This window comes from Serratia quinivorans (genome assembly GCF_052113645.1).
GTDB classification, from domain to species: domain Bacteria; phylum Pseudomonadota; class Gammaproteobacteria; order Enterobacterales; family Enterobacteriaceae; genus Serratia; species Serratia quinivorans_B.
In genome coordinates this window covers 348,355-362,559 of the sequence record NZ_JBIEIU010000001.1, presented here as the reverse complement: position 1 = coordinate 362,559, position 14,205 = coordinate 348,355, and the positions used below count along the sequence as shown (strand labels likewise).

Here is a 14,205-nt window from a genome sequence, read left to right as displayed (position 1 = left end):
TCGTCACGGGCGTCGGCCCGTGACCGCATTCGCAGGCCCGTAGGAGTTTCCCATGCCTCGCCCGATTACTGCCACGCTGCACCTTGGCGCCTTTGAAAATAACCTGCAGGTGGTTCGTCGCTTTGCCCCCAGCGCCAAAGTCTGGTCGGTGGTCAAGGCCAATGCCTATGGGCACGGCATCAAGCATGTTTGGCGCAGTTTGGCGCAAACCGACGGTTTTGCACTGCTGGATCTTGCTGAAGCCATCGTGTTGCGCGAGTCCGGTTGGCAAGGGCCGATCTTGCTGTTGGAAGGCTTTTTCAAAGCGCAGGATTTAGCCCTGCTCGATCGCTATCGTTTAACGACGTCAGTCCACAGCGACTGGCAACTGGCGGCGATAGCCGAAGCCAAATTATCGGCACCGCTGGATGTTTATTTGAAAGTGAACAGTGGCATGAATCGTCTGGGATTTGCCCCGGAACGTTTACACTCGGTTTGGTTGAAAGCCCAGCAGATAGGCAATATCGCCAGTCTGACGCTAATGAGCCATTTTGCCACCGCCGACGGTCCGCAGGGTGTGGTAGAGCAGATGGCGACCATTGAAGAGGCGGCGGCGGGCATCACATTACCTCGTTGTCTGGCCAACTCTGCCGCGACCTTGTGGCATCCGGAAACCCATGGCAGTTGGGTGCGGCCGGGGATTGTGCTTTACGGCGCTTCGCCCAGTGGCCAATGGCGGGACATTGCCGACAGCGGCCTGCAGCCCACGATGACGCTGAGCAGCGAAATTATTGGCATTCAATCGTTGAAACAGAATGACCAGGTTGGCTATGGCTGGCGTTATCGCGCCGGGGGCGCGCAACGTATCGGCGTGGTCGCTTGCGGTTATGCGGACGGTTATCCGCGCCATGCGCAGACAGGTACGCCGGTCTGGGTGGATGGCGTGTTGACGCGAACGCTGGGTACGGTTTCGATGGATATGCTGGCGGTCGATCTGACCCCCTGTCCCCATGCCGATATCGGGGCGGAAGTGGAACTGTGGGGGCGGCGCCTGCCGGTCGACGATGTCGCTGCCGCGGCAGGCACGCTGGGTTATGAATTGCTGACGGCCCTGGCTGCCAGAGTACCCGTAGTCACTGAGGCCTAAGCCTCAGGCAATTTTCTTCAACTGACCCTTTATTTGCTTGCTGCGCTGCCTTGCGTGCAGTGCCAGCAGGCAACCTGCCAGCATCACCAACGCCAGCGACAGTTTGGGTTGCAATGGCAGCGCCATCGCCAACAGGCCCAAACCTGCACCGCCAGCCATCTGCACAAAACCTACCAACGCAGAAGCGACGCCGGCCTCGTTGGAGTAAGGCTCAAGCGCATAGCTGGTCGCCGGACCCATCACGAAGGCCAGCCCCGCGCAGGCGCTGGCGACGGGTAGCATATAGGCCAGCCAGTGGGTTTGCGCCGTGTCGGAAAGCACAGAGACGCCGAGCAGCAAGCCAACACAGCCAAGCCCCATCAATACTCCGCCGGTCGCCAGGCAAACCGGACGCCCAACCTTGTGAATAATGCGGTTGGCGAAAAAACTTACCAGCATGATCCAGAAGCCGTTGGCGCCAAACACCAAAGAGAATTGCAATGGCGTCAGTCCGGCGGTCCCCATCAGCACATTGGGGGCCAGCGAAACGTAGGTCAACGCCATGCCCATCGCGCCGGAGTTGACCACGGCAAAGGACAGAAAACGGCGCTCTTTGAGGATGCTGACATATTGGCGTACCGGCAAACCTTTGACGCGTACCGTATCTGCCGGGCGAGTTTCCGGCAGGCGCAGGGCGATTAACACCAGTACGGCCAGGGCATAACACACCAGGAACCAGAACGGCGCGCGCCAGCCAAAGGCTTCTGCCAGCAAGCCACCCAGCAGCGGCGCCAGTGCGGGAATAATGTTAAGCGTGCCGTTGAGGAAACCGAAGGCGCGAGCCGCGTCGTCGCCGTTCATCCGATCGCGTACGCCGCTGAAGGCCACGACGGCCGTACAACAGACCGCCACACCTTGCAGCAAGCGCGAGGCGACAAATACCGTCGGCGTGGTGGCCAACGCCGCCATGGCCGCGCCAATCATGTAGATGACAATTCCGGCCAGTGCCACGGGTTTGCGACCGTAGTTATCCACCAGCGGCCCGGCGATAATCTGCCCCAGGCCCAGCACCAGAATGAACAGTGAAATGGTGGACTGGATCAGCGCTTCACTGCTGTTAAGGCCAAGTGCGATGGCAGGGATGGTCGGCAGATAGAGATCGATACCCAGCGGGCCGAGCAGCACCAGGCTAAGAAGCAGAAACAGAAATTTTTGCATAACAAAAACAGCACATCCGAGTGACAAAGAGGGCTAGAGTAGAGACTCTGACACTAAATGGAAAGGGGCAAAACACCCGCCTGTCATCGGCACGGCTAACTTGCCCGATTCACAGTGCGGCGGCTTTGCGATAGTACAGCGCGGAGATCGTATCTGCCACGTAGCGAGCCTGATGTTTGGCGTCATCCAGTGCGCGATGGGGTGTGCCTTCGAATGCTCGCTCTTTCTTAGGGTTAAAACCCAGCAATTCGGCCAGAGTGATCACCGTGCGCACATCTTGCGTATCCCAAAACTTCCAAGGACACGGCATCTCAAGCTGCTCAAAGGCATGTTCGAGGATGGTGCAGTCGAACTCCTTGCCGTTGCCCCAGACTTTGACCTGATCGGTGCTGTTCATATGGATAAACCGACTCAGGTTGGTCAGCGTGCGCTTGAGGCTTTCTGTACCGCCGAAAGCCAGCTTACGTGCTTCGTCCGACTGCTTCGCCCACCAGGCGACGGTGTCCAGGCTGATCGTTCTGCCGGGCTGATCTTTTTGACTGCTGACGGCGTTTTCAAATTCGGCACCGAGCTGGCCGGTTTGGGGATCGAAAAAAACGGCGGCAACCACCAGGATCACCGCACTCGGTTTTATATCCAGCGTTTCAATGTCTAACATCAGATGGTGCATGGGGTCTCCCGGCCGGTTGAGGTATCACATAATGTTACTACAAACCGTGCCGGGATGCGCCGGCGGCTATCGGCGGTTACCGGCGGTATTGGCCAGCGTGACCGCCAACACGGCCAGCAGCATCAGAGCAATTGCGGGTGCCAATACGCCCCATGGCGCACGTTCGATATACGGCATGCCCTCCGCCAGTACCAGCCCCCATTCAGCGCTGGGCGGCTGCGGCCCAAGGCCAAGGAAGCCCAGCGCCGCCAGCGCCAGTGCAATGCCCGGTAGGCGCAGCATGGCGTGACGCAGCAGTGGAACCCAGAGCGCCGGCAACAGATAGTGCGTCAGCGTACGCAAACGGCCGATCCCCAATACCGGCAACATACGGATATAGGGTTGAGTGTGGGCCTCTGCCAGCAGAGAGGCACAATGGGCGGCCAGCGGTGCCCAACTGACCAGCAGCACAGCACAGGCGGCACCGTAGGTGGAAGGGCCGGTGACTGCGGTCACCAACAGGCCCGCGACTATCGGTGGCGTAGCGTTGGCTAACTCAATGACTCCGCACATCAGGCGGGGCATCAGCCCAAACAGGATCCCGAGGAACAGAGAAACGAAACTGACCGCCAGCGCCAGCAGGCTGGTATTCAGCGCCCCGTAGGCGACACGCGCCAGAATATCCCGGCCGGTGGCATCCGCGCCAAAGGGCAGATCCAGGCTGGGCGGTTGCAGGCGAATATGCAGCGATGAAAAAGGATCGCGAATGATCCCGCTCAGCACCAACAGGCACAGTAACAGTGCCGCGACGGCAGCGAAAACATAGCTTCCTCGGGGATGGTGCTGTGGCGGTGTCGAGTTGGGTAACGCTGCCGCTATTCGGCCCAACAACAGGTAATGTACGCCCTGCGTAATAAAGCCGGTACCAAAAGCGAGTAACAGCAGGATCAGGATACCGCATTGCAAGGTCGGCAGATCTTGGGCGATGGCCGCGCCTAAAGTGGCTCGGCCCAGGCCGGGAATGGCGAACACTTTCTCGACGGCGATCGCACCGCCGGTCAGCCCGACCAGCACCAAACCGATTTGCGGCAATAGGGCAGGCAGCGTGCGGCGTAGCACGGCCAGCAGGCAACGCCGCCGGGAGATGCCGGCGAGACTCCAGGTAATCAGCCAACGTTCGGTAAAAGTCGCGGCCAGGCCGTCATTGAGCAGCAGGGCCAGCAGACCGCCAGCAGGCAAACCCAATGCCAGCGCAGGCAGAACGACATGCCTCAGGCCTTGCCAGCCGTAAGGCGGAAACCAGTGCAGCCAGACGGCGCCAACAATCAATAACAACGCCGCCAGCAAAAATTCGGGCAGGGCGGTCAAGGCAACCGCCACGATGCCATCGGGGCGGCGATTATCGCCATGCAGGCCGCGCCACAGCGTTGGCAGCGCCAGCAGCACCGCCACCAACATCGCTATGGCCAGCGCGTAGCCCATCAGTGTCAGAGAGACCCCGGTGGCCTGCAACATGCCCTCCAGCACGGGACGGCCGGAAATCCAGGAGTGACCGGCGTTACCCTGCAATACTTCGCTAAACCAGCGCCCAAGTAGAATCAACGGCCCATCGTCCAGGCCATACTGCTGGCGAATAGCTTTCAGGGCTTCTGGCGTAGCCTCCTGTTCCCCCGAACGTGCTCTCAGTAAGCTGAGGGCCGGATCGCGACCGGACAGCCAGGGCATCAGGCCAATCAGGACAATCATCGCCAACAGGGAAAACAGGCGCGAGGCGAGCGGCACAAGCCGTTGCGCTTTCGCCATCAGGGCTGTCCGACGGCAATGTAACTGCTGGGCGTAACCAGCAGACGCTCACGGGGATCGCGCTTTGCGTTCCTCATTACGGCAGCCTCTCCCTGAATAACGCGCTCATGCAGCAAGGGTATTGCCGCATGCGTTGCCAGGATGCGGTTTTCCACTGCGATGATCGCCTGGCGGCGTTGTGGTCCTGCGGGAATGGCGGCGGCCCGAGTCAAGGCTTCGTCGACCTGCGGATCGCACAGCTGGGCAATATTGAAGGAGCCCCGGCAGGCGAAGTCGCTGTACATGTAAGCCAGCGGATCGCCCGAGTCCAGCACTGTGGCACGCGATAAAATAAACGCGTCGAATTTACCCGCCAGCGCGTCGGCTTCAATGTGTGCATATTCCCGTACTTCTTGCTTTACCACAAAGCCGGCGGCGCTGAGTTGTTGCGCCAGATAGACCGCCACTTCCGGCAACTCGGCGCGATCGCTGAAAGTGGCCAGGGTGATGGTTTTGCCCTCTACCGCGGTGGTGGGCAGTACGGGTTGCGGCTGTCGTAATGGCGCGGCCCACGGCAGTGCGGGCCCCAGTAGCCCGCTCGCGACATCGGCGCGACCTTCGTAGACGTTTTCCACCAAAGGGCGACGCTTAATCGCAGCGGCGGCGGCGGCGCGTACTGCCGGATCGCGGAAAGCGCCGACTCTGGTGTTCAGATACAGCGTATTGGTGCGCGGCATGGGCACTTCGTGGATCAATTCAGCGGCAATCAACGGCAACTGTGATACCGGTAGCGCCTCAACCAAATCGGCACTGCCGGTGCGTAAGGCGGCAGCGCGGGCGGTGCTGTCCGGCACAAAGCTGACGTCGATCCCCGGCGCGGCCGCTTTCTCGCCCCAATAGCCGTCAAAACGGTTTAACCGCACGCTGCTGGTGCCGTTGATCTCGGTTAATACAAAGGCGCCGGTCCCGGCCTGTAACGGATTGACCACGCCGTTGGCACCGTAGGCCCGTTCAGCGAGAATGGCCAATTGCGGGCTGGACAACCGTTGCGGGAGTAACGGATCGGGCGCGGCGGTGGAGATCACTACGGCATGCTCACCTTCTGTGGCGATCGTCAATTCAACGCCATCGAGGATGCGAGGTTTGGGCGCGGCCTGCATCGCCGCAGAAAGCGAACGCACAACGCTCTCCGGCGTCATGGCGCTGCCGTCGTGGAAGTTGACGCCCGATCGCAATACAAAGCGCCAGCGGTGTTGATCCAATGGCTGCCATTCGGTTGCCAGCGCCGGCTCGGCGTCGCCGTCTGCGTTCAGTACCACCAGCGTTTCGGCGTTGCTCCAGCGTGAAAGTTTAAACGCGTCATCGCTCAACGGCGTGAGTCCGGAGCGCGGGGGTTGCAGCATGGCCAGCCGGATGCGCCGTTCTTCGCCGGTGCCTTCTTTCGGATCCGCAGGGTCAAAGCAGCCGCCAAGCAGTAAACTGCCGGCGAGCAAGCAGCCGGTTGGGCCAATAAAGCGCGGGTTCAACATGCAAAATTCCTCAGAATGTCAGGGCGGTAAAAGGGAAGGTAACGACGGGATCGCACCGATTAAATCGCGGGTAGCGGAATGACGAGGGGTGTGCAGTAGCTCGTGGGTTGGACGATCTTCCACGATGACGCCTGCGGCCATCACCAGCGTGCGCTGACACAAGGCGGCCACCAGTGAAATATCGTGGGAGACCAGCAGCATGCCCATATTTTGCCGGCGAGCAATCTGGTCCAGCAGGACAATGATCTGCTGGCGCAGCGGCAAGTCCAGGCCGCTGACCGGCTCATCGGCCAGTAAAAAACGGGGCTTCAGTGCAATCGCGCGCGCCAGGGCCACCCGTTGCGCCTGTCCGCCGGAAAGTTGACCAGGCCGGGCATACAGCAGACCTTCATCCAATTCGACCTGTCGCAGTGCCCGTTCGGCGGCGATACCCCAATCCTGAGGCGGGGTCAGTTGGCGCAAGGGGGCGGTAATCAATTCGGCCACCGTGTGGCGAGGGTTCAGTGAGGCGTGGGCGTCCTGGGGGACGTACTGCACCAGGCGCCGGTACCAACGTAATCGATGCACGGGGGCGGGGCGGATCTCCTCACCCTGGCACATAATATGACCGGTGTCTGGCGCTTCCAACGCCAGCAATAGCTTCAGCAGTGTTGATTTCCCGGCACCGGAACACCCCACCAACCCAACGCGATCTTCGGGATACAGATTCAGATCGGTGGGTTTCAGCCCACCGGCCCCAGATGAATATTGCCGACTGACCTGCTGCAGGCTGATAAAGGGCAGTGCGGCGTTAACTGGCATGCTGTTCATGCCGCTATCCTGCCAGGCTCAATGGCGCCGTCCGGTCGAATGCCGGGCGCTGAGCGGTGGTGACCAACTGTTGGGCATAGGGATGTGCAGGGTGATGCAACAACTGCGCGAAGGACCCCTGTTCGGCTATTTCCCCTTTCACCAGTACGATGACGCGTTGGCACAGGCCGGCAGCCACGGTGAGATCGTGAGTAATAAATAGCAGTGCCGGCGAGCAAGGGCGTTCGGTGTAGCATTTTAGGATATCAATCAGCTGATGTTGGCTGACCATGTCCAGTGCGGTGGTGGGCTCATCGGCGATCAGCAGGCTTTTTTCACCGACCAATGCCAGAGCGGCACAGATCCGCTGGCATTGGCCACCGGACAGTTGGCCGGGGTAGCGCGCCATGATGCTGTCCGGTGACATCCCCAATGCGGTCAGTAACTCGGCAGCACAGTGGCGTGCCCGCGATTTTGCCATGTTACTTTGGCTGCGCAACGCCAGGATCAGTTGCTGCCCCACGGTGGTCAGGGGATTGAGACTGGTAAAAGGATCCTGAAAAATAGCCGCTAATTTAGCACCTGTACGTTGTTGTAAACGCCGGCCACTGATTTCTTGTCCCTGCAGCCGTATCGAGCCGCTGACCACGGCGCCGAGCGGTAATGTGCCCAAAATGGCGGCGGCAGTGAGTGATTTGCCCGAGCCGGAAGCGCCAAGCAGGCACAAACGTTCGCCGGCATGCAGAGTGAAATTCAGATCGTGAATTTTGACCTCGCCATCGAGCGACAGCGTCAGGTGTTCCAGGGTAAGTAACGGCGGGGTTTGGCTTTCCATTAACACATCTGTAGTAGGTTTTTATGATATGTAATAACATAACATTTCAGTGTCTGAAATGACCAGCGGATTAATGAAATACTTTGAAATAGTCTAGAGTGGGGTAACCAAGGTATGATGCTCAGGGTTTTGTTGTCAGGTTGGTCCTATCGGTGAGAACGCTTATTTTCATTTTGTGCATGGCCGGTTATCTACTGGTACTGAGTTACCTTGGCGTTTTTGTCACTGATAAAATATGTGAGAAATCCAATAACTACACCAAGATCTGCCGCCTGGTCGATATCTCGGAACCCCATATACCCCGCTGAATGTCGGCTGTCAGCCTAAGTAATCGGTGGTAATTAATGGCGTCAGCAACCCCGATAAACCGGCCAGCGTAGCCCACTGCCGCCACCCTAAGCGCGCCAACCAATCCTGACGCAGCGGTGGCGTTGCCAACTGACCCAGTACCGTAGGGCCGGTAAGCAGCAACATCAGGAAAATAAATACCAGCCCACGGCTCCATACAGTGAACTCGATATGCAGCACATTGGCGTAGTAAATCCGCATCAGAATGTAATAGGCCAGCATCACCCAGGCAAAATTCGTGCGTTTCTTAAGCAGATGGTAAAGCATAAATCCGATGAACAGGCTGTGGCACGCCGAGATCAGCGGAGCTTCAATCGGGTGCCTAACGCAGCCGTTGTATACCGCCAGATAGATATTAAAGATCAGCAGGGCATAGACGGTATATATATACCAACCATAGATAATCTTCAGTTTTTTGGGTGTTGGCGAGATAGGGTAATAATCCGGTATCATTGGAGCCTCCTGAGCTGACTAGCGTTATACCATTCATAAACTAAATGGAATTTAAACGCTAAACAGGCTTTATTTTACCCTCGGCCGGGAACTAATCAGGGCATGTCGGGTCTGTTTATATCATAATTTTCAGGGTGTGTTATCTCTGGGTTGAGATGGTAATTAATTGATATGAAAGAGTATAAAAACGAACGTGTCACAATGTATCTGCTGATTGCCACCCTGGGGCTTTATTTTTTCCTGCCGCCGATGGTGGTCGCTTTATTTTGCCAATGGTTTAATCTGAATCCCTTCAATATTATTCGTTTTTGGCATTTTAATCCCTTTTCTGCCGCGCGGGGAATTCCTCTTTATCAAACCTTTTTATATATATTAATTTTGTGGATTGTGGCAAATGTTTTGCTTGGCGCCATTCTGTCGGCGATAGGGCGTTTGCATGCCTGGTTCATCAGACGGCCTCGCTGAGAGCCGATCGCAGAAAGTTGTGGATAGTCATCTCGCCTCAAAGGATAATGATAGTCGTTATCATATGTGATCGCCCATCGTAGGGAAAGGATTGTCTCCTTGTGCGCTCCTCCGAACGGGCACGACATTGCTTCCTGTTTTCTTGCCAGCCTGGCGCTGGCTTTTTTTATGGTTAATTTTCAACTCAATAACCATGTCCTTACTAAGGTCTCTTTCTCGGGAGCAATGACTTTGCTCGCTGATAAAAAGTCGACTAATGTTTGAAATTCAATATTGATAAAGATAATAATTATCATTAATGTTTCACTTCCTTTACATACAACACACCAATAGAACCTCTGCACGGGTTGTCAGCCAGCGTTGCTGACGGGGTCATTTTGGGTGTCATTCAATGATTTTTACTGGGGATTACGGGCATGCCGAGGATTTTTCCTGTCAAACGGTCGCGGGTTTTATGTGCGTTCGCGATGTTCCTTCCACTGACGTCTTTAGCTGAGGATACTCTGATCGTTACCGCCAAACCCGCCGATACGGCAGAGGCTGCGACCCAGGGGTACCAGGCTACCACCAGCCAGGGGGCGACCAAAACCGATAAGCCGCTGATCCTGACGGCACAGTCTGTTTCGGTGGTCACCCGTCAGCAGATGACCGATCAAAATACCCAAACGGTGAACGATGCTCTGAAATATGCTCCGGGGGTTTTCACCAATTTCGCCGGCGGGGCCACTCGCTACGACACCATTGCATTGCGTGGTTTCCACGGTGGGGATGTTAATAACACCTTCCTCGACGGTTTGCGCTTATTGAGCGACGGCGGCACCTATAACGCCTTGCAGGTTGATCCCTGGTTCCTGGAACGCATCGACGTGATCAAAGGGCCTTCATCGGTAATGTACGGGCAAAGCATTCCGGGCGGCCTGGTCGCCTTGACGTCCAAACGGCCGCAGTTCGCCACGGAAGGGCACGTTAATCTCATGGCGGGCAATAACAGCACCCAGGGCGGCGCTTTCGATGTGACCGGTCCGCTGTCGGATCAGTGGGCCTATCGATTGACCGGGATGACGCGCAGCAGTGAAACCATGTATGACCATCAACGCGAGGAACGCTATGCCATTTCACCGTCATTGCTGTGGCAACCGGATGAAAATACCTCGCTGCTGCTGAAAGCTTACCTGCAAAAAGATCCGTCCGGCGGTTATCACAGCGCGGTACCGGCAGATGGCAGCCTCTATTCCAGTTCAGGCGACAAACTTGGGCGCGGCTTCTTTGACGGTGAGAGCAGTCGCAACCTGTTCAAACGTTGGGAGCAGATTTACAGCTACGCTTTCTCGCACAGCTTTAACGACGTTTGGTCATTCCGCCAGAATGCCAGCTACACCCATTCCAATGTTGAATTGCAACAGGTGTATCAGATTGGTTGGAACGACGATCACAACTTACTGAATCGCTATTACAGCGGTTCAGCTACCTCGCTGGATGCTTTCGCCGTCGATAATCAGCTGGAGGCGGATTTTGCCACCGGGTCGTTGGATCACAAGGTGATGTTGGGCCTGGATTATCAGCGTCTGCGCAATAACCTGTGGGAGGAGTCTGCGGAAGCTTCGCCGCTCAATCCTTATACCGGCGTGTCCGGTGGCGCAGCCCTGACCAACCTGACGCATACCGATTCCCGACGTCACTATGAGCAGACCGGGGTTTATCTGCAGGATGAGATCAGCCTGCAGAATTGGTATCTGAATCTCTCCGGGCGTTTTGATCGTATAGAGTCCAAAAATACGGTGGTTAACACCGGTGCCAGCGATGCTCGTACTGACGACAATTTTAGCGGTCGCGCTTCGTTGTTATACCGCTTCGACAACGGTTTTTCGCCTTATGCCAGCTATAGCACCGCAGTCACCCCGGAGGCGCTGCCCGATCAAAGCGGACATATGCTCAAACCGAGCACCAGCGAGCAATATGAGGTGGGCCTGAAATACCAGCCGCCAGGCAGCTCCTCGCTCTACAGTGTGGCGTTGTATGACCTGACGCAAAAAGACGTGGCTAACCGCGTGGTGCAACAAAGCTATTACCTGCCTGCCGGCAAGGTGCATTCTCAGGGGATTGAACTGGAGGCTCGCAGCAAGATCACCGAACGTTTCGATCTGATCGCAGGCTATTCCTACAATAAAGTGAAATTCAAGGATGCGATTGATGGCAATGACGGCAATACGCCGTATCTGGCGCCGGACCAAATGGCTTCACTGTGGGGCAAATACGCCTCCGCTTACGGCGTGGATCTGGGTGCAGGGGTGCGTTACATCGGCAAGCAGTGGGCAGATAACGAAAATACGTTGCGGATCCCTTCCGTGACGCTGTTGGATGCCTCGGTTCGGATGAATCTGGACAGGGTTAATCCGTCGTTGAAGGGGGCCTATGTGCAACTGAATGTAAATAATCTGACCGACAGAAAATATGTCGCGGCCTGCTACGGCACCGGTTATTGCTACTGGGGCGCAGAACGCTCCGTGGTGGCGACGGTAGGGTATGATTTCTGATGTAGGGGGCAATATCGCCCCGTCAGTGTTTGACGGGGTGGTTTCTGCAGCGCTAGAACAAGGAGAACATCAACACTACCGGCAGGCTCAGTGGCCAGGTCAAACCAATCGTTAAGGCACTGAGAAAGCGAATCTTTATGGTGTCCCGGCTGACCAGGTAGGTGAAAATCATAGAAACTACCAAGCCAATTAAATAAAAGTATTGTGTTGCAACCCACAGCGACGACATGAACCTTTCCCAGTTGTATTGTTAAGTTACAAATTTTAAGGACTTGACCCTACATAATCAATGCTTATTAATTATTTATTCAATTTTGACCGGTATCACCACAATTGCTGTGGCTATAGGCGTTTTTTCACACTCTGTGGCAGGTTGTATTGTGGGGCGATATTTGAAAATGTTAAGCAGATATAATATGTTGATGTCTTATGGAACACAATGAGGCGCTATTATGAGCTTTTGGAGAATCGTATTTACCATCATCCTGCCACCGCTGGGCGTATTGCTGGATAAAGGTATCGGTGGAGCGTTTATCCTCAACATTATCCTGACGTTGTTTGGCTACTTCCCTGGCCTGATCCACGCTTTCTGGATCCAAACGAAACAGTAGCTGCCGCGGTTGTAGAATCTGGACGGCAGTAGCGTGGTTTTGATAACCCTGGCATCGACGCATGCCGGGGTTTTTTATTCTCGCAGGACGTTAATGAATATTGAGGCTGTAGACAAATAACCACGAAAAAAGCATCGCCAGCAGGCTTGCAATAAAAAGAATGGTGATCATTTCCTTCACGCAAAAATTCCCTATTGATATTATTGAAATTACTTCTCGTTGTTTTTTCATGGGATTTTAGATCGTTATAGGTATAAATCCTAGTTTTAATCGCGTTGTACTACTGGTTAGTGGCCGGATGGCAACGGAGATTTGGGAGATCACCCGGGACGAATGGCATGCCAGGAGAGATCCGACCCCAGGTTAACTATTCATAGCTATTGCTGGAAACTCCGGATGTGAACTATATACAAAGGGGTATATAAGGCGTTTGGCTTGCAGCAGATTGTGCTGGAAGGACTGCAGTGCGAATGAACAAGCCTGGCGTAGCGCCTCCATGTGAAAAAGGGAGTCAGTAATGAAGGCAAAACCTACCGTAGTCCTGGTCCATGGATTTTGGGGTGGAGCAGCGCACTGGAGTAAAGTCATTACCGAATTATCGCGCAAGGGGTATCACTCGATTCACGCTGTAGAGATGCCGTTGACATCGCTGGCCGATGATGCGGAGCGGACGCGCAAGATGGTGGCGCAGCAGCAAGGCCCGGTGCTTTTGGTCGGCCATTCCTATGGCGGCGCGGTCCTCAGTGAGATGGGTAACCAACCCAACGTGGTCGGATTGGTGTATATCGCCGCTTTTGCGCCGGATGCCGGCGAAAGTCCCGGGGGTATCACCCAGACACATCCGCCTGTCGCGGCGGCGAATCTGACACCGGACAGCGACGGTTATTTATGGATTAAAACAGACAAGTTTCATGAAAGCTTCTGTCAGGATCTTACTGCTGATGAAGCGCTGGTGATGGCGGTCACGCAAAAGGCACCGCTGGCCAGTACTTTCAGTAATGCAATCACCGAACCGGCATGGAAACACAAACCTTCCTGGTATCAAATCTCCAGCGATGACCGAATGATTGCACCCGAGAATCAACAGCGGATGTCGGCACGGTTAAACGCTAAAAAAGTGATTACCCTGAATGCGAGTCATGCCTCGCTCGCTTCGCATCCGCACGACATTGCCACTTTGATTGATGATGCGGCCAACAGCCTGTAACGCTTTATGGATCATGCCCCGCGTGCGCGGGGCTTTTTTATGCCCGGAAACCCTTCGGGAGAGGCAAAACTGTCGAATCCATAATAGCCGCGGCAAATGGCGTTGATAGGGCGGTTTCCCAATCGGAAAAATTATCGGTAATAATGGCTATGGCAGCTGTCATTAACGATGGTCGCGCCAGTTTCTGGCCAAAAAAATCCCGCACAGCGGCGGGATTAAGGGATGATAGCGACAAACTGGATGTTGTTCTGGTTATGTGATGGCGTGTGTCTCCAGAGGGCGACAGTAGCGCACCTGAATTTTAGCGACAAGCAGAAAATCCGTAATGCCGCAGGTATCAGAATATCCTCAGAAAAACTCGTGAGCATTGACTCAATGGGAAACTGCGCCAGGCGTTGGGGGTCGGTAATGCAATCGTCTGAACCTGGCTGTGAACCACTTCCCTGTGGAGATATGTCCTATCGTCGTTTCCGCCTGGCGTTGAAAGTACTGACTCTTCTTTGTCGCAAATACATGACAAAGGAAAATACGACAACGGCGATCAAAACGACGATGATTGCGACGGGAAGTAATTCCATAGCGCCCACCTGAGATGCCATTTTGGCAACCCATTAAATAGGAATATTCCTAATTTAAGCAATGAGCATTGGGTAAAGAAAGCGTAATTAGGAATTACCTCA

Annotated in this window: 13 protein-coding genes; 5 read left to right on the top strand and 8 right to left on the bottom strand. The window is 55.5% G+C overall.

Features of this window, described 5'->3' with window-relative positions; all coding sequences use genetic code 11:
• The first annotated feature begins 52 nt into the window (after positions 1-52).
• A complete protein-coding gene (gene dadX / locus ACGS9J_RS01615; RefSeq protein WP_442229352.1) occupies positions 53-1,126 on the top strand; it encodes a catabolic alanine racemase DadX in 1,074 nt (357 codons plus the stop codon).
• Between the two features lie 3 nt (positions 1,127-1,129).
• On the opposite strand, the gene ACGS9J_RS01610 is transcribed toward dadX, so the two are convergent.
• From ACGS9J_RS01610 to ACGS9J_RS01580, 7 genes are all read right to left on the bottom strand, one after another.
• Positions 1,130-2,323 (bottom strand): multidrug effflux MFS transporter, encoded by a 1,194-nt coding sequence (locus ACGS9J_RS01610; RefSeq protein WP_442229351.1) that lies wholly within the window; start codon positions 2,321-2,323, stop codon positions 1,130-1,132.
• 109 nt (positions 2,324-2,432) lie between these two features.
• Positions 2,433-2,993 carry a 3'-5' exonuclease gene (locus ACGS9J_RS01605; RefSeq protein WP_442229350.1) on the bottom strand — a complete coding sequence of 187 codons (561 nt, stop codon included), beginning with the start codon at positions 2,991-2,993 and terminating at the stop codon, positions 2,433-2,435.
• 66 nt (positions 2,994-3,059) lie between these two features.
• The gene (locus tag ACGS9J_RS01600) at positions 3,060-4,775 is read right to left on the bottom strand and encodes an ABC transporter permease subunit (protein WP_442229349.1); all 1,716 of its coding nucleotides are present in this window, start codon (positions 4,773-4,775) and stop codon (positions 3,060-3,062) included.
• On the bottom strand, positions 4,775-6,283 hold the full coding sequence (locus tag ACGS9J_RS01595) for an ABC transporter substrate-binding protein (RefSeq protein ID WP_442229348.1): 1,509 nt from the start codon (positions 6,281-6,283) through the stop codon (positions 4,775-4,777). The genes ACGS9J_RS01600 and ACGS9J_RS01595 overlap by 1 nt, the downstream gene beginning before the upstream one ends.
• A gap of 18 nt (positions 6,284-6,301) precedes the next feature.
• Positions 6,302-7,093, bottom strand: a complete 792-nt coding sequence (locus tag ACGS9J_RS01590) for an ABC transporter ATP-binding protein (protein WP_442229347.1) — start codon at positions 7,091-7,093, stop codon at positions 6,302-6,304.
• A 4-nt stretch (positions 7,094-7,097) separates the two neighbouring features.
• Positions 7,098-7,907 (bottom strand): ATP-binding cassette domain-containing protein, encoded by an 810-nt coding sequence (locus ACGS9J_RS01585; RefSeq protein ID WP_442229346.1) that lies wholly within the window; start codon positions 7,905-7,907, stop codon positions 7,098-7,100.
• A gap of 318 nt (positions 7,908-8,225) precedes the next feature.
• On the bottom strand, positions 8,226-8,708 hold the full coding sequence (locus ACGS9J_RS01580; RefSeq protein ID WP_442229345.1) for a hypothetical protein: 483 nt from the start codon (positions 8,706-8,708) through the stop codon (positions 8,226-8,228).
• A gap of 171 nt (positions 8,709-8,879) precedes the next feature.
• On the opposite strand from ACGS9J_RS01580, the gene ACGS9J_RS01575 reads away from it, so the two are divergent.
• Together ACGS9J_RS01575 and ACGS9J_RS01570 are read left to right on the top strand one after the other, a co-directional pair.
• The gene (locus tag ACGS9J_RS01575) at positions 8,880-9,173 is read left to right on the top strand and encodes a hypothetical protein (RefSeq protein WP_442229344.1); all 294 of its coding nucleotides are present in this window, start codon (positions 8,880-8,882) and stop codon (positions 9,171-9,173) included.
• A gap of 416 nt (positions 9,174-9,589) precedes the next feature.
• Positions 9,590-11,707, top strand: a complete 2,118-nt coding sequence (locus ACGS9J_RS01570) for a TonB-dependent siderophore receptor (RefSeq protein WP_442229343.1) — start codon at positions 9,590-9,592, stop codon at positions 11,705-11,707.
• A gap of 52 nt (positions 11,708-11,759) precedes the next feature.
• On the opposite strand, the gene ACGS9J_RS01565 is transcribed toward ACGS9J_RS01570, so the two are convergent.
• Positions 11,760-11,936: a GhoT/OrtT family toxin gene (locus ACGS9J_RS01565; RefSeq protein ID WP_020827221.1), complete on the bottom strand. Its 177-nt coding sequence runs from the start codon at positions 11,934-11,936 to the stop codon at positions 11,760-11,762.
• Between the two features lie 223 nt (positions 11,937-12,159).
• Between ACGS9J_RS01565 and ACGS9J_RS01560 the strand changes: the two genes are divergently transcribed.
• Together ACGS9J_RS01560 and ACGS9J_RS01555 are read left to right on the top strand one after the other, a co-directional pair.
• On the top strand, positions 12,160-12,318 hold the full coding sequence (locus ACGS9J_RS01560; protein WP_020827220.1) for a YqaE/Pmp3 family membrane protein: 159 nt from the start codon (positions 12,160-12,162) through the stop codon (positions 12,316-12,318).
• Between the two features lie 517 nt (positions 12,319-12,835).
• Positions 12,836-13,525, top strand: coding sequence for an alpha/beta hydrolase (locus ACGS9J_RS01555; protein WP_442229342.1), 690 nt, complete (start codon positions 12,836-12,838; stop codon positions 13,523-13,525).
• Positions 13,526-14,205: the final 680 nt, after the last annotated feature.